Below are 21,369 nucleotides of genomic sequence, written 5' to 3'. Positions count from 1 at the left end.
AGTTTCACATCCGTCCGAATCGGAAATTCGCACGTACCAGTTTTTCAAAATATATCGCCATGCGACTTCCTCCCGCTGCGAAGATAGCGCATTATATCGGCTTATTACCCAGTATGTCAATAGGTTTTGTAATATTAAATCGACTGTACACAACGGCGCGGGACTGATATACTCGTCGTATGAAAGATATTATTGAATACGGCGATTTCGCAAAACTCGACATGCGCGCCGGCTGCATTCTCGAATGCATCAAAGTCGAAAACGCCGAAAAACTGTACAAACTGAGCGTGGATATCGGCGAAGAAAAACCGCGCACGATTGTATCAAGCCTGGTAGACTACTATACCGCCGAAGAATTGGTCGGTAAACGTATCATCGTTCTGGCAAACCTGAAACCCGCAAAAATGCGCGGCGTGCTTTCGGAAGGAATGCTTTTATGCACCGAATCGGAAGACGGAAAAACGTGCGTACTGCTCAAACCGGAAACGGACGTTCCGCCGGGAACACCCGTTACTTAACGGAAACGGCGCTTTACGTGCAGACTGACCTTAAACGCAACGCGTTCCGGCCGGTCCGCACCGGGCGCGGTTTTTTACTGAAACGCCTTATCGATGATCGACTGATCGACTTTCGGCGTAAAAAGACTGACAAGCGGAACGACGGCGAACGGAACGACCATCGCGATAGACGCTGCAAGCGGAGAGTTCGCCGCACCGAGCGTCATCGTCAGCACGACAGCCGTCGCCGCGCCAGAATACAGACCGGCGTACGCGCCCACTTTGGTAATACGCTTGCAGAAAATCCCCAGAATATACGGCGCCATAAACGCGCCGGAAAGCACACCCCAAGACAGCGACATCAGCGTAACGATAAATCCGATCTGCAGCCGTGAAATCGCATACGACGCCAAAATGAACACCGCGCTCAGAATGCGCATCATGAACACCGACTGCTTTTCGCTCACCTGCCGGTTCAAATATCCCTTGTACAAATCGATCGTAATCGCCGAAGACGACACCAAAATCATCGACGCGAGCGTGGACATCGACGCCGACAGTACGAGCAGCATGATCACGGCCAGCAGGATTTCGGGCAAATACGTGGTAAGCAGCACCGGCATAATCATATCGTAATTGACCGCGCCGTTTGCAAAATGCGGCAGCGTCTCCGGCGTAAAAAATACGTGACTGAGCACGCCTGAAAAATACGCGGCGACGCCGATCACGAGCGCGAATATCGTCGTAATGACCGCCGCCTTCGGAATGACGCGCTCGTCCTTAACCGCGTAAAATTTCTGCACCATTTGCGGCATACCCCAGGTGCCGAAGCTGGTCATGAACACCAGCGACGCAACCGTCAGCACCGACGGACGCTGCCCGGTGGGTACGTGCAGCGGATAATCGGCCGAAATCGCCGAAACGGCTTCACTCAAACCGCCGGCACGCGCGGTCAGAACGACCAGCATACCGATCGCTCCGGCGAGCATGATAAAACCCTGAATGAAATCGGTCATCATAACTGCCGAATAACCGCCGAGCACCAGATACAGCCCGGTAATACCGACCAGAATGATGAGTGCGAAATCGAACGAAATGTTGAACGTCGACTCAAACAGGTGGCCGAGTCCTTTGAACACGGACGCCGAATACGGCAGCAGGAAAATGAAAATCAGCACGGCCGCGACCATTTTCATGTGAGCACTGCCGTACCGCGCTTCAAGGAATTCGGGCATCGTCATGGATCCCAGATTCTGCGTCATCCGCCGCGTTCGCCGCGCGAGCAGCAGCCATGCGAGCATCGCACCGAGCACGGCGTTTCCCACGCCGATCCACAGTGCGTTCAGACCGAACAGCCAGCCTTGCTTTCCGGCGAAGCCGATGAACACAACCGCCGAAAAATACGTGGTTCCGTACGCAAACGCAGACATCCACGGTCCACTCGACCTGCCGCCCAAAAAGAAATCGTTCAGGGACGACGTCCGGCGCATTCCCCACACGCCTACGGTAATCATAACCAGTAAAAATACCAAAAGCAGAATCAAACTGTACATTTTCAAATCTCCGAACACACTGAAGTCTGACAAAATCTTCTGAAGTATTATATCATAAAAAAACGCGTTGTGATATAGTAAGCGTTGTGATATAGTAAATAGATGAAATTGATACTCGCCCCGATGGCAACGCTGACGCACGAAGCGCTGCGCCGTTCCGTTTTCGGATTCGGCGGCTGTGATGAATATTTTACCGAAATGATCCAGGCGGGAACGCTGCTTACCGGCGGACCGTTTGAAAAATATTATCTGCACACCGGTCCCGAACCCGATAAAATCGTCTGGCAGCTCACCGGCGCAAAGGCCGACGCGCTGGCGCGCGCGGCGGAACTCGTCGCCGGAGTAGGCGGCGTAGGTGTCGACGTAAACATGGGCTGCTGCGCACCGGAAATCGTCAAATCAGGCGCAGGAATCGCTTGGATGCTCAAACCGTACGCCGAAACGGCCGCAATGCTGGAAGGCGTCCGGCGCGCCGTGGAAAACGCAAAGCCGGCCGCAAACCGTCCTGCGGAGGAAAACGCAAAGCCGGCCGCAAACCGACGCGCCGCCCTGCGGTTCAGCGTTAAAATCAGACTCGGCGACGAAGATTTTACCGACGACCGATTTTTTTCATTCATAGACATGCTCGTCGGCACCGGCGTCCGGCAAATCACGCTGCACCCGCGCACGCGCAAAGAACGGTACCGCACTCCGCCGCGTCTGGAATACGTACGCAAACTGTGCGACTACCTGAACGCACGAGGCAGCGATGTGAAAGTCGTCCTGAACGGCGCCGTCTGCGACGCGGCGAGCGCGCGAAAAGCGTACGAAATTGCGCCCGCCGTCGACGGTATAATGATCGCGCGCGCGGCTATCCGAAAACCGTGGGTGTTCGCGGAAATCAAGGGAACCGCGCCGGAAAAAATAGATCTGCTACAGACCGGATTGCAATTTATAGACGATCTTGCCGAATGTCAGCCGCCGGAGTTTTATAAAACCCGACTGCAACGTTTTTTTACCTATTACAGCGACAACGTACAGTTTGCCCAGTATCTGCGCACGCAACTGCTGAACGCGCCGACCCTCGACGGCTGCCGGGAACGGCTTGCCGCGTACTTCGACCAGTGCCCGCACGAGCGTTATAAAAAAATCGCTCCGTGAGCGCAGTCCGCCGCGCGTTCGCAAAACCATCGCGCCTTACCGCGCGGCGCCTTACCGTCCGGAGTCTTAACGCGTTCCGGCCAGATGCGATTCCAAAATCAAAGCGGCTTGCCCCACCAGAATCTCGCACGGGCGCTTTCGGTAATATGCGTCGGTCCGCGCCGCCGGAACCGGATCGGATCCGCCTTCTCCGAGCCCCAGCAGTTCGCGGCACACGATGGAACCGTTCAACTCGCGGAACGCCGCCGCGAGCTTTTGAATACGCGCGTAATGTTCCGCTTTTTCCGTCTGCGCGTGCGGATCGGCGTATCCTTCGGCAAGCCCCGCAGCCATACACATTCCGCTCACGGCGCCGCACACTTCGCGCATACGGCCGATTCCGCCGCCGAACGACGACGCAAGGCGCATCGCCGGTTCCCGCTCCAAGCCGAAATCGGCACAGAACGCGCCTAAAACCGACTGGGAACAGTTAAAGCCGTCGCGGAACAATTTCATTGCCAAAGCGGCTTTCGGCGACTGCTTTTCCAGTTCGAGCCGCTGCCCGTCTTTTGAAGACGGGCCGTCTTTCGTAAGCCGTTCCTGCGGAACGCCGCTCATACGGAATCCCGCAAGAGATTTTCAATTACAGTCGCCGCTTCGTCGAGCGCGGACACGTCGGCCGACTCGATTTCCCCCGCGTCGCAGGCAGCCGCAATCGCAGGATCTATCGGTAGCCGTGCCAAAACGGGAACCCGGTAGGAAGCGGCAATTTTATCGATAGAGCTTTCACCGAACAGCTTTATCTGCTTTCCGCAGTCGGGACACTTCACGTAGCTCATATTTTCCACAAGAGCGATCACCGGAATATGCATCATTTCCGACATCTTCACCGCTTTTTCAACGATCATGCCGACCAATTCCTGCGGCGTCGCGACGACGACGATTCCGTCGATCGACAGAGACTGAAACACCGTCAGCGGCACGTCGCCGGTTCCCGGCGGCATATCGACGAACATAAAATCAACGTTGTCCCATACGACGTCCGACCAAAACTGTTTGACCGCCCCGGCGATAACCGGACCGCGCCATATGACCGGATCCGTTTCGTTTTCAAGCAAAAAATTGATAGACATAATCTGCGTACCGTTTTTGCTGACAACCGGATACAATTCGTTTTCGGTTCCCGTCGCCTTTTCTTTCAGCCCGAACGCTTTGGGAATCGACGGTCCGGTAATATCGGCGTCGAGGATAGCGGTGCGGAACCCTTTTCCGTTCATTGCCACGCTCAAAAGCGACGTAACGAGCGACTTGCCCACGCCGCCTTTTCCGCTCACCACGCCGATAACTTTTTTTACGCTGCTTTTCGGATTCAATTTTTCATGCAGATCACGCTGTGCACAGTCGGAAGAACAACTTCCGCAGTCGTGCGAACAGGATTCACTCATCACATACCTCTTGTCTTATTTTATTTTCAGCCGCTTTTATTTGAGCTTCGGCAAAACGAACGCCGCCCACACTTTATCCGATTTGGCAATATGATTTAAAAGCCACGTTACCAGATATTCGTAAAGCCGCTGTCCGTCCGCCTGAGTGGGCTGCGACAACTTTCGGATCTGCTCGTTTATCTGCTGAATGAACTGCTCGTGCTGCATCTTATGAAAATCGGCCTGCGCGTATCCGTAGCGACGAAAGAAATTTTCCTCGTGATCGAAATGATACACCGTATAATCGGTCAGTTTTTTTATGATTTTCGATACGTTGTTCGGATAAACCGCGGGCTCCCCCACCGTCAGATCGTACAATTCGTTCGCAATCGCAACCAATTTCTTATGCTGCATATCTATTTCCGCAATATTAACGTTATACGAATCGCGCCATTCTATCTTTTCCGCCATAAAAAACCTCCTTAATAACATAAACGAATATATTATATGAATGTTACCGGATTTATGCAAGGCGCAATACGATCAGTTCTTATCGCTTCCGTAAATATCCGAAACCACGTCCCAATGCCGAAGCATTTCTTCCGCGATTTCGGGGTCGTACATTTTCCCTATATTTTTCTCGATTTCGCCGTAGCATACTTCAAGCGGCATTGCAGCCCTGTACGCTCTTGCGGACGCCATTGCGTCGATTGAGTCGCAGACAGCGACAATTCTTGAACCGACGGGGATTTCCGTTCCGGACGTTCCGAACGGATACCCGGTTCCGTCGAAGCGTTCGTGATGATGAAGAATGATATCGGATATTTTTACAAAGTGAGCCGATTTTGCAAGAATTTCCGCACCGATCCGAGGGTGGCGCTTCATCAGTTCCCATTCTTTCTCATCGAGCCTACCCGATTTCAGCAGTACCGAATCGGGTATTCCGATTTTGCCAATATCGTGCAGATGCCCCGCAATATGAATTTCCTGCGTTTCTTCTTCACCCATTCCGAGATAGCCGCACAGCAGACACGCCATATCGCTGACACGCCTTGAATGGTGCCCGGTATACGGGTCGCGGGCGTCCAGCGCGGAGGTAATGCAATCGACAATTTCATGGTATTCGTAATTCTTTTCACAGCTGCACTTCATTACTGATTCCTTCGGATGATTTTCCCGGACGCCGAGCCTATCGATTAGGCAAAGCTAACCTCATTCTACAACTTTTCATGAAAAAGGCAATAGACCGGCGAAAAAGAGAAAAAAAGATTTCCACCTCACCGTTAAAAAATGCAATTACACGATTAAGCGGCTCACGACCGCAGCCGTTGAGCTCATTGCTGCCGGTCAGCGCGTCCAAACGGAGCGGAAACAGTCCGTTTGGAGTTGCCGCAACGGACACAACAATGCTAAGCCCGTTCATGCCGTCCCCTGCCGGCAATCAGAACGCACTCCGGCATCGGGTTTCCTTCTATTAAATCGCATGATTTTATTTCAAAACCGCAGGACGAAACCGCCGTGCACAATTCCGCTTTTGTCCATTTGTGATACGTCTTGAAGCCGATTTTTTCCATAACGGCAACAAGAAGTTTCGGCACACCTTTTTCGTACACGAACGTCGGTGCAAGCAAAATGCCGTCGCGTTTAAGGACGCGCCGGATTTCTTTTAGGGCGGTTTCCGGGTGCGGCATGATGTGGAGCGCGTTCGCAATAAGCACAACGTCAAACTGCCCGTCGTTGTAGCGCAAGGCGGTGGCGTCCTGCACTTCGTACGTTGTGTTCGGCACCCCGCAAACGGCGGCGCGCTTTTTGATTTCGGCAATCATGTTCTCCGAATAGTCGGTGGCAGTCCATGTTCCGGCGGTTCCCGCCATAAGAAAAGTCAGCTGTCCCGTACCGCACGCAAGCTCCAGAACGTCTTTGTCCGGTGCAATATACGGCGTAACGTTCCGGCAAATTGCATTGTATGTACTGCGGTTCTTTTTCATAAACGGCGCGTACAGTTTTGCAAACTTCTGCCAGAAATGCTTGTTCGTGTTTTCAGTTCGTTCCGTTTTCAATTAAATGCCTCCGGGCCGCGTTGAATAGGTTTCCTTTTCGACGTCTCTTTCGTTTCTAAATGCGGTTTTCAGCAGTAATGCGGTTTTCAGCAGTCCGGACATTTACAAAATGGGAAAACTGATTTGCCTGACAGTTAGCAAAAGATAATCATACGTTACTATAGCATCCGTCTTTTTTAAATTCAATATCGATTCTCATGCGTAACGTAAAAAATCCGTTCCGGAGGCAGCCTGAAAACGGATATGTCAAAAATCAAAACAACCTTACGAAATCCGGAAAACGGTACGACTTTGGCAGTAAAGAAGCAGTAAAAAAACAGCCTAGCCCGCCGCGGAGCAGCGCCGCAGGCGGTCCCGCAGGGACTGAGGGCTACCGAACTGCGTAACGGCGGTTTGCGGCTTCCGTCCGCTCCAAAAGCTGTTTTAACAGCTTGCACAGGCATTCAGTGTTTTATTCCGATATGACACTTTTCCTGTTTCCTTTCGCCGATCGATACGGGTTCAAATCTTTAATTGACGGGTCAGCGGAAAATGAATTTAATTGAAAGTGTCGTGATAGCTAGTTTAGGTATTCTAATTATTTCAGGATTCATATTTACACTTTCTTATTCACCTTCCTGAAATGAGAATGCCTTTTAACTCAGCTCATCTACTGTTTTATCAATCTTTTCAATCGCATACAGCGGCAAGTTAACAAGCCAATCTTCTTTTTTAAAATCTGCCATCGAGGTACGAACAGATACCTCAGGGGTGAATTTCTCCTGATAGGTTTTTAAACTCTTAGATCGAAGGTTGACTTCCGCTTTTACTTCAACCGGAATAATTTGTTCGCCTGTATCAACAATAAAATCAACTTCGCAGGAACCTCTGTCGTTGGTGTAATAATAAATGCCTAAATCTTCGATGGTTTTAAGCTGCTGGCAAACATACTGTTCCGTAAGAGCGCCCTTGAACTCAACAAAAAGGTCATTGCCGTCAAGTAATGTGCGCTGGCGGAGTCCTGCTATACAACCAAGTAATCCAACATCTACCACGAACAGCTTGAATGCCTTCAAATCCTCATATGCCTTCAATGGAATACTTGCCGCATTGACTCGGCTGACCTTATGGACAAGTCCACAGTCGGAAAGCCACATAATTGCTGTTTCATATTCTTTTGCACGAGCCCCTTCACGAACAAGACCGTAAATAAATTTCTTGTTCTCTTTTGCAAGCTGAGAGGGAATACAGTTCCACAACATACGAATTTTGGGCACAATCTCATTTGGGGCGTGTTTGGAAAAATCCTGCTCATAAGCAGCAAGGATTCTTTTTTGAATATCACGCACCTCATTAAAATCCTTATTTTCTGCAAAGCTCTGCACCGCTTCGGGCATACCGCCAACAAAGTAATAGTGCTTCAAGGCATCGATATATGTTTGTCTAAAACTTGCAATCATTCCAAAGTCCTGCTTATCAAGAAGCTCTGCAAAACGCTCCTTGCCGATTGCCATCAAAAACTCCCGAAATGAAAGAGGATAGAGTTTTAAGAAGTCAATCTTGCCAACAGGAAAGGATGTGCCCTCGTGCAAAGCAATGCCGAGAAGAGAACCAGCACAGACGATGTGATATTGCGGTGCATTTTCGTAAAAATATTTGAGGGAACTGAGTGCTCTCGGAACTTCCTGTACTTCATCGAAAATCAAAAGAGTATTATTGGGGTTAATTTTGCGCCCCACATATAACTCCAGCCCCATAATCAGACGGTCAGTATCCAAATCGGATGTAAACAGTTCCGCCATTCTGGAATTAGAGTCGAAGTTAATATAAACAGTATCTGCATACGCTTGTTTGCCAAATTCGTTCATCAGCCAAGTTTTACCGACTTGCCGAGCTCCTTCGATAATTAGCGGTTTGCGGCGCTTGCTTTCTTTCCATTTTAACAGTTTTTCAATAGCAATTCGGTACATAGTCGCACCTCCGGAACCATAATACAAGCATATTATGGCATACAATCACAAAAAATACAACGATTTTTAGAAAATAATTACACTTTTTACAGTGAATAAAGAGAACGGATGGTAGCTGTGTTCGAATCCAGTAATTATAAATATTACGAACGGACAAATCATCAAGAAAGCGGTGTATCTTGCTCTTGCCATACGGATGGACGGACAAAAAGAACTTTTAGGTATGTGGATTGAACAGAACGAAGGTTCAAAGTTCTGGTTGAGTATCCTCAATGAACTGAAACATCGCGGCGTCCAAGACATACTTCTTTGCGCCGTAGACGGCCTGACAGGTTTTCCTAAAACAGAAGTTCAGCTATGCATCGTGCATATGGTCCGAAACTCCCTTCGTTTTGTCCCGTACAAGGACAGCAAGGCGGTGAGCTCAGAAGGGAGGTTGTTCCATTTCTCAAGTTTTCACCGGAAATCAGGAAAGCCGTATATACCACCAATGCCATAGAATCGCTTAATTACAGCATATGGAAAATCATCAAAAACAGATCTTCATTCCCAAACGACGAGGCTGCCATGAAGCTGATTTTTATGAGCTTGCATAATATAAGCAAAAGATGGACAATGCCCTTACGGGACTGGATGGTGGCTATCAACCAGTTTGTGATTATTTACGGGGATAGATTCCCCTGTTATATTTTATCGTTTACACACTTTTTCTGACATGCCCGAAATAGAGCACCCTCTCCCCGGCTCCTTACCTTTCATACACCGCCGCCATTTCGCAAATCCTGCGCTGCATTTCCGCGCGGACGTGCGGCGGCGCCAAGCACTCGCATCTAGCCCCGAAACCTAAAAGAATGTCGTAGTAGTAATCGTTTTCGATAAACGGAAAATCGACGGTGTACTGCCCATCCCCGTCCGGCAAAAAATCCTCATACGGGCAAAAATCGAGCACCCGCTCCATGATCGATTTGCGGATGCGGATTTTTACCGTCGTCAAAAGCGGCTTTACAATTTCCGCAGTATCTAAAATCGGCTCCTGAAACTCGCGCGGAGCAAACGATTCTTCCGACATTTTCAATGATGACATTCGGGAAAGCCGGAACAGGCGGAAATCGTTTCTTGTGCGGCAATACGACTGCACGTACCAACGGCTGCTTTTCAGCACAAGTTGATACGGCTCGGCAATGCGCGCAGTCTTGTTTCCCCGGCGGTCGGCATAATCAAACGAAATCAGCCTGTTTTCCTGCAATGCGGTTTTAATCATTTCAAGATACGGCTGAACGTTCCGGTTTGAAATCCACGGGGTTAAATCGATGTGAATCTGGTTCGCCTTCAGCTCGATGTCTTTTGCGCGGTCGGAAGGAACAAAACGCCTGACTTTTGCAAGCGCGTTTGCAAGCTCACTGCCGCAAATCAGGTCGGAAAGCCCGGTAAGTCCCGTAAGGATTGCGGAAAGGTCGTCGGCCGAAAAAACGCCTTTATCAATCTTGTATTCAGGCATGATTTCAAACCCGCCGCCCGCCCCGGATGTCGCGCTGACGGGAATTCCTGCCATGCTGAGAGCGTCTATGTCGCGGTAGATCGTGCGCTTTGAAACTTCAAACTGCTCCGAAAGTTCCTGTGCGCCTATCCGCTTTTTTTCGAGGAGAAGCATGATGATACTGACAAGTCGGTCAATTTTCACTTGATTTTCACCTCCGCCTGCACAAAACACGAAAAATATGCCGTGTCATTATGAATTATTGCCATACTGATGTCAACAATCGCACGGTATACTGGAAAAGTAAATCAACAGACTTCGACGCAAGCGCCGGGGTATAAAACCATCCGCACGGATAAAGAACAGCCGTGTGCGGCCGTTGTTCGCGGCGCGTTTTCAGACTGTGCGGTGTTTTAATTGCAGTTTTAATGGAGGAATTATGACGACAATCTATGTGTATGTGCTTGACACTTTGGCGGACTGGGAGATTGGGTATGTTACGGCGGAACTGAATTCCGGGCGGTTTTTCAAAAAGAGTGTGGAGCGAATTGCGGTAAAAACCGTGAGCCGTACAAAAGAGCCGGTCAGGTCGATGGGCGGAATGACGGTAATTCCCGACTATATAATAGAAGAAATTGACGTAAACAAGGAAAACGTTCTGCTGCTGCCGGGCGCGGATTCTTGGAATGATGCAAAACACCGTGCGGTTATCGAAAAGGCAGGCCAAATGCTCGCTTGCGGCGGAACGGTGTGCGCAATCTGCGGTGCCACAGTTGCGCTTGCAAGCGCCGGGCTTTTGAACGACCGTCCTCATACGAGCAACGGCGCGGGATTCCTTGAAATGTTCGCTTCCGGCTACAAGGGGCAGCGTTTTTATGCGGACTCGCCGTCCGTTGCGGACGGCAATCTTATTACCGCGGGCAGCACGGGCGGCTTGCTGTGGGCAAAGCAGATTATCGAGCGGCTGGATGTTTTCAGCCCGGAAACGCTGGAAGCCTGGTACAACTATTTCAGCACCGGAAAGCCGGAACATTTCTTTGCGCTGATGAACACGGTGCAGGGCTAACCGGGAATAGGCACAGCGCAGAAAATCGAGCAGAAAATCGATAAGACGTCACGCCAACATGCGCTTGACCTGCGCCGCCCGTTCCGTGCCTAACGCTGCTGAAAGATGGCTATAAAACCGGAGAACTTTCTTAAACGGAAAGCCGGCTTTTATCAAAAACGGAAAAAATAGCCTTTGTCACTTCTTCTATAATCTCTTTTTTAAGGATATGGATTTCGTATTTGGGACAGCACATATCGGCAGCGTCTTTTTTAAAGAGCGCATCATAAGGCACGCCCAAGGATTTGGAAATATTCTCTATAACTTCAAGCGATGCCGATTTTCTTCCCAGCTCAATCTGCGTCATAAACGGAACGGAGATTTGTGCCTTTTCGGCCAGCTGCTCTTGCGTCCAGCCTAAATTCTTACGAAACTTTCTTATATTTTGCCCTAAGACGGCGACTATCTCATTCATCTATTTCAGAATATTGCCATTAGCAACTATAAACAATATTCTATGAGCAATACTATAATATTGATAATAGCAACTATGATTTATTGCCGTTATACTGAAAGGAGCGGAGCATTATATGGAGAAGATATTGCAGAAGAAAATGTTGTTGCAAAAACAGCATCACGTAAAGACAATCGGAGTTAATCATCCTTCAAGCCGTACTCATGGGACATATGGAATAAGATTTTGTGCAAATGGTTTGCGTTATAGCCAGCCGTAAGATTTGAGGATCACGGCCGTAAGGTTTGAGCGTCATGGCCGTAAGGTTTGAGCGTCAAAACAGTAGGATTTGAGCGTCAAAACAGTAAGGTTTGAACGTGAAAACAGTAAGGTTTGAACGTGAAAACAGTAAGGTTTGAACGTGAAAGCAGTAAGGTTTGAACGTGAAAACAGTACGTCGATACAGTTTCCCGGCACAAAGTAATGCGGATACCCTGATATTGCCATTAGCAACTATAGACAATATCCTATAAGCAATGATGCAATATTGATAATAGCAACGATATTTTGTTGCTATTGCATTTTATAAATGAAAATAACAGGTTGACACTGTATAAAACGGTACTTAAAAGAAACGGACTTTCGGAAAGAGTTGTTTAAAAAACGTATATCCGTAAATACAAAGTCGTTTTTTCTGGAGGAAAGAAGTTAAGAGTCGATCCTGAGCTTTTCATCAAAATCAAATTTATCAGGAGTTGTTTATGGTTATCAATCGAAAGGAATTAAAGGCAAATGCAAAGAAGCAGATAAAAGGAAATGTAGGAACGTTCTTTGGTCTTTCTATTGTCATTGGACTCATTATCAGTATATCCGGTATTACAGCCATCGGCCCGCTGCTTTTGGCTGGGGCGTTTTCAGTTGGCATTGCAATGTTCTCATTGGAAGTCGTAAGGCAGAAAAAAGGAAACTTCAACACAGGATTCAAAGGTTTTAAGCAGTTCGGTTCGTCCTTTGTTGCAACTCTGTTGATGAACATTTTTATTTGTCTTTGGAGTCTCTTGCTGTTTATTCCCGGAATTATTGCGACACTACGCTATTCAATGACATATTTTATACTTGCCGATAATCCGGAAATGTCGGGTTCTGAAGCCATAAAAAAATCAAAAGAAATCATGAAAGGTCATAAAGGAGAATTGTTCGTTCTTCTTTTCAGTTTCTTCTGGTGGTATGTTCTCTGTCTTATCACATTCGGTCTCGCTGCGATTTACGTTTCTCCCTATATTCACGCAACAATTGCCAACCTCTATGAGCAGATAAAAGGTGAACCCGCAGAAAAAATTGAACCGCATGCAGATAACTGAGATAATGCATGATTGGTAAAGGACGTTACAGTATATAATAAATCCGTAATGTCCTTTACCAATTTTCTTTATATCCTACAGGGCACGGCCCTGTTCCATGATTTTTCATCAACGATTTTAAGCCGGTTTGCCATAATTTCTATCCCCCACCCTGTACTTGGATTTTACAAACGCACGATCTTCCTTACTGTATTTGCCGTTCGGATCGTAATTTTATCACTTACCTCTGCATTGGCCGTTTTTGACCACCAATGTGTCTTTTGATAATCTTTTCGGCTAAACGACCAAAATACGGCATTTTCATAATGATGCACTTTCTCATATTCCGCTTTCGGATCGCCTAGTTCATCATAAAGCTCCTGATAAGATAAAGGCGGCAGCAGGAATATGATATTATCGTATATTTCTTTACTGTCATCTCCCCACCAATCGGGAGCGTTACTTAACAGTTCTTTCAATTTTTCCTGCAAAACAATAAAAACCGGTATCTCTAAATCAAATCTGTCTTTTATCATCGATTTAATTTTGTGCAGAAGCATGTTTTTATCCTCACCGGAACTCGAAAAGACGACATTGCCGCTATTCAGGTACGTCATGACCTCTGAGAAATCCAGTTCTTCAAAGCCTTTTTTTAATTCAGACATGGATATCTTGTTTTTTCCGCTGACGTTGATTCCTCTTAGCAAGGCTATATATCTTTTCATGCAACGTTTTCTCCTCTCAGCCGGATTCAGCAATACCTGCTTCCATATTCTTGTTTTGCGTGCTCCGTATACTTTGCAATGAAATCCGTTTTGGCATTTGTATAGCCGTCTCTGTCATGCTCATACTTTTTCCAAAGCTCCAATTTCATTTTTTCATACTCTTTTGCAATCTCAGTATGTTCCCGCAAATAATCCCGGAAGTACAATTCATCATTATCCCCGACGTATCTTAAATGCAAATGGAATACTTTTTCCGCAAATCCGTTTTCCGTATATCCTTTATTGAATGAAATTCTATTTGAACTTCGACTCATAAAAGTAAAACCGATATCGATGAGCGACGCTTTTATGCACTCAAAATCGGCCTCGGTTGAAGCCTCAACAAGAATGTCAATAATAGGTTTCGCCCATATGGAATTAACAGACGTGCTTCCTATGTGATTGATCCGAGCATTCGGCGGCAATATTTTCTTTAACGCAGTTTCTTCGCCCGAATACCATTGTTCCCAGCAATCTTGATGTGCCGTCAGAAAAATGGGAAACAGCTGCCACAATTCTTCTGTGCTCATTTCCGAAAGTCTTTTACTCATCGTGCACCTCTATCAATTCAAAGATTGAAGTTCATCAATCCGAAGTTTATAAAACACTTTCCGCGCCTCACACAATGATTTTCAGAAACTCCGAAACGTTTTCCGCAAACGCTTCCGGCTGTTCCAAGGCTGTAAAATGACCGCCGCGCGGCATTTCCGTATACATTACGACAGGATAGTTCTTTTCAATCCATTCCCTCGGAACCGGGAGAATGTCTTTCGGAAACGCGGCGATGGCCGTAGGCACTTGAATCTTGCCCAGAGGTGGCAGCGTAAAGTTGTTGCCGTGGTAAACCCTAATGGCAGTTCCTGCGGTATTTGTCATCCAGTAGAGCGTCAGGCAGTCAAGGATGTCGTCCATCGTGAGCAGCGGCCAGTCGCTCCAGGCCCGGTACTTTTCCGTTATCCAGGCGGCCATTCCGGCAGGTGAATCGCTTAACGAATACGCCAATGTCTGCGGCTTTGTGCCGTTCATACTGATATAGACACCTTCCGTGCGAAGCCATTCATTGACTTTGCGCTTGTAGTCAAGTTCAGCTGAGTTCAGTTTTGAATCGGGCGCACCGACGAGTTCCGCCGCCATTCCCACATCGGTCAGGTGGATGCCTTTTACTTCATTCGGATAACGCGAGGCAAGATAGCAGGTAACGCCGCGCCCCATGTCTCCGCCGGAAGCCGCATACTCTTTATACCCCAGCACTTCCGTCATCAGTTTGTGCCAGATTTCGGCAATTTCGGCATTGTTTACGTACCCTTTTTCAGGCAGCGTGGAAAAAGCAAATCCCGGCAACGACGGTACAACGAGGTCGAACTCGGCAAGAAGCGGAAACGCTTTTGCATAGCGCAGAAAACTGTCCGGCCAACCGTGCGTCAGCAGCAGCGGCACTGCACCTTTGCGGGAACCCGGAATATGGAAAAAGTGGATGGTCGTTCCGTTCAGTTCGCACGTGTACTGCGGATACCGGTTCAATTCCTTTTCTTTATGCGACCAGTCGTAGCCGTTCTGCCAAGAATCAAGCAGTGCCGATAAATAGCTGCTCCCGGTTCCCAAACGCCAGTCTTCACCGTTCAGTATTTTCGGAAGCCGCGCGGCACCGATGCGATGCCGAAGTGCTTCCATTTGTTCTTCGCTAAAATGAATGCTGAATTCTTTCATGTTGGACTACTCCTTTTTAATCAGTATTTGCCAGTCCCCATGAGCCGATACGTTGTTTTCGATAAAACATGTCTTGCACAGGCTTTTTTCATCAGTAACATTGATAATCTCGCAGTTTTTATAAAACAAGGGAGCGGCGACATTGTTCCGTTTGCCGCATTCATATATGCTCCCGCAAACGAACCACCCGTTGCAAAATTGCTGCTTGTAGTTGCGGAGTTACGCCTTTTGTTGCGAGAAAACTTCTCATTATCATTACACTAAATCTTTAAGATTCTCTCAGCATTTTTGAAACTAATCTTTTCGCGAACTTCTTCAGATATATTTAGTTCATTGAAGAGTTCAACTTCACGTTTTGGAAAATTGAAAGGATAGTCTGAAGAAAACATTATATTATTTTCTCCTACTTTTTTCAACACAAATTGAAACAAGTCAGGATCATTAAAACCTGAAATTGTGTAATAAATGTTTTCTTTTAAATATGTTGAATAGCTCTTTTTTAAATTACCACCTATGGCATTATTAAGACGATGCATAAAAAAAGGTAGTCCTTCTCCTAAATGTCCAATTACAATTTTTAAATTTGGATGCCTATCAAAAACGCCAGAGGAAATTAGCCTAAGAACGTGAACACCTGTTTCAATGTGCCATCCCCAACCGCCTGAGACCATAACTGTTTGAGCATATGTATCATTCATTTTATAATAAGTATCAATAATTGCCTTAGGCGGAACAGCAGGATGAATATACAATGGAACATCTAACGCGTCTGCTGCTTCAAGAATAGGATCAAACTGAATTTCATCTAAATAGTGACCATTAATATGTCCATTAATAATAGCTCCAACAAATCCACCTAGTTTTATACAACGTTCAAGTTCCATTGCAGCTTGGATTGGGTCTGGTGTGGGGAGAGCTGCAAAGCCCCTAAACCGCGTAGGATTTTTTTTAATTCCTTCCGCAAGTATATCATTGCTCAATTTTGAATAATAAATTGATTCTTCAGGAGATAAGATTTCCATATTTGCACTGCACAATGAAAGAAAAAATCATATTTCAGATTGAACTTGAAAGGATTCAGCAAAAGATGCGCGGGTCAGATTCTAAAAATGGTGATTCCTGCAAGCGCGCAGAATTGCATTCCGGCAGTCAGCTCCATGATTATGGTAATCCTTGTAAACCGATTTGACGTAACGACGATAGCGGCGTATGGAGTTGTAAAAAACATAGAGAACATCCTTTTCTATCCGGCGATGGCTATGAACATGGCGCTAATCACGGTCGTAGCCCAGCTGTACGGCGCAAAGCGTAACGACAGAATCAAAGAATATATGAAGACTGCCCTGCTGTACGGTTCGGCGATCGAAGTAATTCTGACCGCCATTGTCCTCGTTTTTTCCACTCAGATTTCACTTGTCTTTGTAAGAGAAGCGGCCGTAGCAGCCATCGCAAGCCGCGGCTTAAAAATCATCGGACTGGGATATTTGTGCTACATGATGACAAACGTTTTTACGGCAAAAATGGCGGGCGTCGGACGCGTGAACCTGTCGATGATTCTCATGTTCGTCTATTACATTGTCATCCGCGTGCCGCTTGCAGTCGTATTGATTGGCGGACCGCTCGGACTTGACGGCATGTGGACGGCAATCCTTATCAGCCATTTGGCGGCGGTTCTTATGGCATTTATTGTGGACAGGAAAATGGGAATGCACATTTGTTCTTCATGCTCTTGAGAAAAAGCACTTATATTTTTAAAAGTCCGTTTTTATTCCATTCATGCTTTTTGCAAGCGCTAAAAGGATTATTTTGTCATGAGCGGAAAGCTTGGAATAAATACGGACAAGTTCTTTTGTTTGAGCAGAAAGCACCTCGCCTTCCTCCTGCAGATTCTTACCGGTAACAAGATATTCCACGGAAACGCCCAGCTTTTGAGCGATTTTTACCGCTGTTTCTGCAGACGGAGCATTGTTGTTTTTTATACCTTTTGTAATATTTGACGGATTAAAACCGGCTTCCATCGCCAGCGTTTTTTTATTTATATCCTGTTCTTCCAGCAGTTCGTCAACACGTTCCCAAAAATTCATACCTCTATAATATGGAAAATTCCAATTTATGTTCAAAATATTGGAATTTTCCTGATAATAGTGTATAATAATTGGAAATATCCAAACAGGATATCAAAGGAGTTATGATGCGAATAAACACAAAGCTGACGGTTTCTTTGGCTGCAGCACTGTTGATTGCGGTCGTTTTTTGCGGTTGCAGGACTGACACTGAAACGGAATATGTTGCGGTAACGGATAAAATCGCACCGGAAAACGCGTCCGATTTTGCTGCCACAGAACAAGGGAACGGTATTCTGCTGTCCTGGCAGGATTCCGTTTCCGAGGACGTGAATTTCTACAAGATTACCTGGAATCAGCCTCTGCCGATTTCTGCCGCACGAACTGCGGAATCGCAGGCGGAACAAGCGCTGTATGTACCCGCCGGAGAACAGTATTTTTTTGTCTATAATTTGACCGAAGGAATTGAATATGAGTTTGAACTGAAGGCAGTTGATTTTGCAGGAAACGCAAGCTCAGGCATAAAGACAGCTCTTGTTATGGGGAACAGCAATAAAAATCCTGTTACCCATTTTTCTGCCAGCTATGAAAACGGCGAAATGAATCTTTTCTGGGAAAATCCTGACGATGAGCTGTTTTCAGGTTCCATTTTGAAGATTACGTACATAAATTCAGGTGTGACAGAGACGCTGTCTTTTGATTCTTTCGTACATTCTTTTGCCTGGAAGAACGGAGAAAACGGAAAGGGTTACAACTTTGGAATCTGCACGGTGAACAGTCTGAATCAGAAAAGCCGTACGGAAAACTTGGCGATAAATTATTTTCCGTACAATTTGACGAATCCCGTCGTAGAAATAACTACTCCGGAAAATCAGGAGATTACTTCAAAAGAGGTCTGGATTGAAAACGCTTCATTTTCAGTAAAGGGAACGGAAAATTCGGCATGGAATTCCGAGGACATCAGCACGAGTATCCGCGGACGGGGAAATTCCACGTGGGCGCAGCCTAAAAAACCCTATGCTTTGAAACTTGATAAAAAACAGGAGCTTATGGGCTTTCCCAAGCACAAGCGGTGGGTTTTGATTGCAAATTATCTTGACAATTCGTTTATGAGGAATTGCATGGCATTTTACCTGAGCAGCTGTCTTGAAATGGACTACACACTGCGCGGCGATTTTGTCAATCTCGTACTGAACGGTCAGTACAAAGGGCTATATTGGCTCGGTGAAGCAATTAAGGTCGATAAAAAACGTGTAAACATAGATGAAGACGACGATTACCTGATTGAGCTTGACGTTTACTACGACGAAACGTGGAAATTCAAATCTGCAATCAGAGCTATGCCGTATATGATTTCAAATGATGATTCAATGTCAGACGAGCGGCTTTCGAATTTAAGCGGAAAAATCGAGCAGCTTGAAAAATTGCTGTACCCGGATTTTACGGAGGGAATGAATACGAACGACTGCAGTGCCCCCGATGAGTCGTATACGGAAAAGCTCGACATCACTTCTTGGGCAAAATTCTGGATTATAAATGAGCTTATGAGCAACAACGAACTGAAACATCCGAAAAGCTGCTATTTTACTTTTGAGAATTCAACGGGAATTTTAAAAGCCGGACCCGTCTGGGATTTTGACTGGGCTTCGCTTAGTCAAAGTTCATCGTGCACTTTGAAAGACACCATCTATTACAACGCTTTGTTCAAGTCGCCGGCGTTCAGGGAAAAGCTCAAGGAACTGTGGGCAGCGTATTATAATTTGATTGATATCGATTCCCAGATAGAAAAACTGCGCGCTCAGATTTACAGCGATCAGCAGAACGACGCACTGGTTTGGGAAGCGCATACGGACCCGTCCACGATTGTCAGGGAAGATTTTGACGCATATGCCGATTTCCTTAAAGAAACGCTGAACAAAAAATTCCAAGTCGTAAATACGGAGATTGACGGACTGTAGTAGCAGTTCGACTGTGTTGCGGCTTTGCAGACATCCGCTTTGTACGGTTCGGCAGAGCCCTTCCTGCCCATAAAAAAGACCGCGGACATTCTCATATTTTTTTGCAAAAACGGTGAGAAAAGTCCGCAGCCTTTTGAAAACGCATCCGTCTTTTGTAAAAGCCTCCGTTACCCTAAAAACGCTTCCACGGCAGCTTTCAGATATTCGCAAAACCTGCACCGTATCGGGCGTCCAGCGTTTTGTCAGCCGCAGAAAACGCTGCGAAACTGCGCATATAGTCAGACGCGTCGTCAAGCTGCACATACTGCTTTAAGATAAAGTCAAGCTCGCGGAAAAACAAAATCTGCTGCAATGTCTCAAGAGCTTTATCGTCATAAAACCGGCAGCCGCTTTCGTTCACTTTTGAGGGAGCCAGTAACCCGATTCCGTCATAGTAATGAAGCGTGCGCACGCTGATCCCTGTCATTTCTGATACTTGCGCCACCGTCAGCAATTCTTTTTCATTCATCTGCAACCTCCGTTTGTGCAACGCATTGTATTAAAGTAAAATCCATAGTATTTCAGAAAAGGCGTTTTTTCTGCCGCGTTACTTCAGTTTTCTCAGCTCCGCAAGTGCCATCACAAAACCGATGACCGTTACGAGCGTGTCGGCTGTCATGATTGCAATCCATACTCCGTGAATGCCGAGCGGCGTGCGCGGCAAAAGCAGAATGAGCGGCAGAAAGAACAACACGATTCTTCCCACGAACATAAACGCCGCCTTGCCGCCCTTGCCGAGCGACTGGAAGAGCGTCGCGCTTATTATCATAAAGCCCATCAGAATATAGGAACTGAACATAATTCTGAAATCGGAAACGCCCATCGAAACGATCGACGAATCGGTGATGAACATTCCGAGAACTTTTGCCGGAAACAGCTCAATCGGAATATAGAAAACCGCCGCGAGTACCGTAGCGCCGATTATGAAAATGCGCATCAGTTTTTTGACGCGGCCAAAGTCCTTTGCGCCATAGTTTGTTCCGGCACACGGCTGGAATCCCTGACTGATTCCCCACAGCGGAATGAACGCGAACGCCTGAATTCTAAGCGCCGCGCCGATGAGAATCTGCCAGTTTTCACCGCCGGTGCTCGCCGTTACTTTAAAGATGATTGTCTGCTGGATAAGCGTCATCACCTGCATGAGCATTGCGGAAACGCCCACTCCGGCTACTTCTTTTGTAAGCGCGCCGTCGAATTTCAGCGCATGGATACGTACCGTCTTGCTTTGCTTTACAAAATAAAACAGCATTGCGGCCGCTTGGCATACTTGACTTATGACGGTCGCGATTGCGGCGCCTTCAATTCCCCTGCCGGAACTTTTGAGCGCGGTAATGAAAATCGGATCGAGGATGATGTTCAAAAGCGCGCCGCCGCCCATGATAATCATCGCTTTCTTCAAAAGCCCTTCGCCCCTCATAATCATGTTGGACGCCTGTGCAAAGTTTACAAAAAGCGAGCCGATAAAAATTATCCGCAGGTAGCGCACCGCGTTAGAAAGGACCTCGCCGGACGCGCCGCTCAAAATAAGCAGCTGTTTTGTAAAAATCATACCGAATACGGTAACGATTACCGAAAGAAGCACAACAAGCACAATCAAGTTGCCCATTATTTTGTCAATCGTTTCTTTGTCTTTTCTGCCGATTGCCCGCGACAGGACAGACGCAGAACCCATTCCGACGAGCGTTGAGATTCCGCTGTTTATAAGCGTGAACGGATACGAAACGGCAACTGCGCCCATCGCCGCGCTGCCGATAAGCTGGCCGACAAACACGCCGTCCATAAACGAATACAGCCCGATTACGACCATGCCGACGATTGACGGCAAGCTCAGCGAAACCATGAGCTTCCAGGGATTTTCCGTCAGAAGCATTGTCCGAGTATCAACAGATTTATTCATCTTCTTTCCTTGATAAAGGCCGC

Annotated in this window: 22 protein-coding genes and 1 pseudogene; 7 read left to right on the top strand and 16 right to left on the bottom strand. The window is 47.0% G+C overall.

All coding sequences use genetic code 11. The features are described 5' to 3' along the window. Positions 1–179: 179 nt before the first annotated feature. The gene (metG, locus tag TREBR_RS05405; RefSeq protein ID WP_013758196.1) at positions 180–518 is read left to right on the top strand and encodes a methionine--tRNA ligase subunit beta; all 339 of its coding nucleotides are present in this window, start codon (positions 180–182) and stop codon (positions 516–518) included. A 74-nt stretch (positions 519–592) separates the two neighbouring features. Here metG and TREBR_RS05400 read toward each other — a convergent pair whose 3' ends face one another. Beyond that, complete coding sequence (locus TREBR_RS05400; protein ID WP_245523739.1) at positions 593–2,083, bottom strand: sodium:solute symporter family transporter; 1,491 nt, start codon at positions 2,081–2,083, stop codon at positions 593–595. A gap of 69 nt (positions 2,084–2,152) precedes the next feature. Between TREBR_RS05400 and TREBR_RS05395 the strand changes: the two genes are divergently transcribed. Beyond that, the gene (locus tag TREBR_RS05395) at positions 2,153–3,190 is read left to right on the top strand and encodes a tRNA-dihydrouridine synthase family protein (protein ID WP_013758194.1); all 1,038 of its coding nucleotides are present in this window, start codon (positions 2,153–2,155) and stop codon (positions 3,188–3,190) included. Positions 3,191–3,256: 66 nt separating this feature from the next. Here TREBR_RS05395 and TREBR_RS05390 read toward each other — a convergent pair whose 3' ends face one another. From TREBR_RS05390 to TREBR_RS05355, 6 genes are all read right to left on the bottom strand, one after another. After that, positions 3,257–3,787: a C-GCAxxG-C-C family protein gene (locus TREBR_RS05390; protein ID WP_013758193.1), complete on the bottom strand. Its 531-nt coding sequence runs from the start codon at positions 3,785–3,787 to the stop codon at positions 3,257–3,259. Further along, positions 3,784–4,614, bottom strand: coding sequence for an Mrp/NBP35 family ATP-binding protein (locus TREBR_RS05385; RefSeq protein WP_013758192.1), 831 nt, complete (start codon positions 4,612–4,614; stop codon positions 3,784–3,786). Before TREBR_RS05385 ends, TREBR_RS05390 begins: the two co-directional genes overlap by 4 nt. Before the next feature lie 36 nt (positions 4,615–4,650). Beyond that, positions 4,651–5,064, bottom strand: coding sequence for a bacteriohemerythrin (locus TREBR_RS05380; RefSeq protein WP_013758191.1), 414 nt, complete (start codon positions 5,062–5,064; stop codon positions 4,651–4,653). A 72-nt stretch (positions 5,065–5,136) separates the two neighbouring features. Continuing rightward, positions 5,137–5,745, bottom strand: a complete 609-nt coding sequence (locus TREBR_RS05375; RefSeq protein WP_013758190.1) for an HD-GYP domain-containing protein — start codon at positions 5,743–5,745, stop codon at positions 5,137–5,139. Positions 5,746–6,002: 257 nt separating this feature from the next. Next, positions 6,003–6,653, bottom strand: coding sequence for a class I SAM-dependent methyltransferase (locus TREBR_RS05365; protein WP_013758189.1), 651 nt, complete (start codon positions 6,651–6,653; stop codon positions 6,003–6,005). 635 nt (positions 6,654–7,288) lie between these two features. Then, on the bottom strand, positions 7,289–8,602 hold the full coding sequence (locus TREBR_RS05355) for an ATP-binding protein (protein ID WP_013758188.1): 1,314 nt from the start codon (positions 8,600–8,602) through the stop codon (positions 7,289–7,291). Between the two features lie 160 nt (positions 8,603–8,762). Between TREBR_RS05355 and TREBR_RS14050 the strand changes: the two are divergent. Further along, positions 8,763–9,316, top strand: a pseudogene (locus tag TREBR_RS14050) (transposase); the annotation flags it as partial. A gap of 34 nt (positions 9,317–9,350) precedes the next feature. Here TREBR_RS14050 and TREBR_RS05345 read toward each other — a convergent pair. Next, positions 9,351–10,283 (bottom strand): helix-turn-helix transcriptional regulator, encoded by a 933-nt coding sequence (locus tag TREBR_RS05345; protein WP_013758187.1) that lies wholly within the window; start codon positions 10,281–10,283, stop codon positions 9,351–9,353. Positions 10,284–10,518: 235 nt separating this feature from the next. Between TREBR_RS05345 and TREBR_RS05340 the strand changes: the two genes are divergently transcribed. After that, on the top strand, positions 10,519–11,145 hold the full coding sequence (locus TREBR_RS05340) for a type 1 glutamine amidotransferase family protein (RefSeq protein WP_013758186.1): 627 nt from the start codon (positions 10,519–10,521) through the stop codon (positions 11,143–11,145). A gap of 130 nt (positions 11,146–11,275) precedes the next feature. Here the strand turns inward: TREBR_RS05340 and TREBR_RS13550 are convergent, their stop codons facing one another. Further along, positions 11,276–11,599 carry a helix-turn-helix domain-containing protein gene (locus tag TREBR_RS13550; protein WP_013758185.1) on the bottom strand — a complete coding sequence of 108 codons (324 nt, stop codon included), beginning with the start codon at positions 11,597–11,599 and terminating at the stop codon, positions 11,276–11,278. A gap of 740 nt (positions 11,600–12,339) precedes the next feature. Between TREBR_RS13550 and TREBR_RS05330 the strand changes: the two genes are divergently transcribed. Further along, a complete protein-coding gene (locus TREBR_RS05330; protein ID WP_013758184.1) occupies positions 12,340–12,939 on the top strand; it encodes a DUF975 family protein in 600 nt (199 codons plus the stop codon). A 164-nt stretch (positions 12,940–13,103) separates the two neighbouring features. Here TREBR_RS05330 and TREBR_RS05325 read toward each other — a convergent pair whose 3' ends face one another. The 4 genes from TREBR_RS05325 to TREBR_RS05305 form a co-directional block, all read right to left on the bottom strand. Then, entirely contained in the window at positions 13,104–13,643 is a 540-nt protein-coding gene (locus TREBR_RS05325; RefSeq protein ID WP_013758183.1) for a DUF1697 domain-containing protein, read from the bottom strand. Positions 13,644–13,669: 26 nt separating this feature from the next. Then, positions 13,670–14,233, bottom strand: coding sequence for a GrpB family protein (locus TREBR_RS05320; protein ID WP_013758182.1), 564 nt, complete (start codon positions 14,231–14,233; stop codon positions 13,670–13,672). Positions 14,234–14,300: 67 nt separating this feature from the next. Next, entirely contained in the window at positions 14,301–15,389 is a 1,089-nt protein-coding gene (locus tag TREBR_RS05315; protein ID WP_013758181.1) for an epoxide hydrolase family protein, read from the bottom strand. Between the two features lie 260 nt (positions 15,390–15,649). Next, complete coding sequence (locus TREBR_RS05305; protein ID WP_013758180.1) at positions 15,650–16,411, bottom strand: amidohydrolase family protein; 762 nt, start codon at positions 16,409–16,411, stop codon at positions 15,650–15,652. 87 nt (positions 16,412–16,498) lie between these two features. Here TREBR_RS05305 and TREBR_RS05300 point away from each other — a divergent pair, with 87 nt between their 5' ends. Further along, positions 16,499–17,122: an MATE family efflux transporter gene (locus TREBR_RS05300; protein WP_052296154.1), complete on the top strand. Its 624-nt coding sequence runs from the start codon at positions 16,499–16,501 to the stop codon at positions 17,120–17,122. Positions 17,123–17,140: 18 nt separating this feature from the next. On the opposite strand, the gene TREBR_RS05295 is transcribed toward TREBR_RS05300, so the two are convergent. Next, on the bottom strand, positions 17,141–17,473 hold the full coding sequence (locus tag TREBR_RS05295) for a helix-turn-helix domain-containing protein (RefSeq protein WP_013758179.1): 333 nt from the start codon (positions 17,471–17,473) through the stop codon (positions 17,141–17,143). A gap of 107 nt (positions 17,474–17,580) precedes the next feature. Between TREBR_RS05295 and TREBR_RS05290 the strand changes: the two genes are divergently transcribed. Next, positions 17,581–19,410: a CotH kinase family protein gene (locus tag TREBR_RS05290; RefSeq protein ID WP_013758178.1), complete on the top strand. Its 1,830-nt coding sequence runs from the start codon at positions 17,581–17,583 to the stop codon at positions 19,408–19,410. Positions 19,411–19,606: 196 nt separating this feature from the next. Here the strand turns inward: TREBR_RS05290 and TREBR_RS05285 are convergent, their stop codons facing one another. Both TREBR_RS05285 and TREBR_RS05280 read right to left on the bottom strand, forming a co-directional pair. After that, entirely contained in the window at positions 19,607–19,918 is a 312-nt protein-coding gene (locus TREBR_RS05285) for a MerR family transcriptional regulator (RefSeq protein WP_013758177.1), read from the bottom strand. A 78-nt stretch (positions 19,919–19,996) separates the two neighbouring features. Further along, positions 19,997–21,346 (bottom strand): MATE family efflux transporter, encoded by a 1,350-nt coding sequence (locus tag TREBR_RS05280; RefSeq protein WP_013758176.1) that lies wholly within the window; start codon positions 21,344–21,346, stop codon positions 19,997–19,999. Between the last annotated feature and the right edge of the window lie 23 nt (positions 21,347–21,369).

Origin of the sequence: Treponema brennaborense DSM 12168 (assembly GCF_000212415.1) — a bacterium.
Lineage (GTDB): Bacteria > Spirochaetota > Spirochaetia > Treponematales > Treponemataceae > Treponema_F > Treponema_F brennaborense.
Note: the sequence above shows the minus strand (reverse complement) of the source record. Positions and strands in the feature narration are given on the sequence as shown.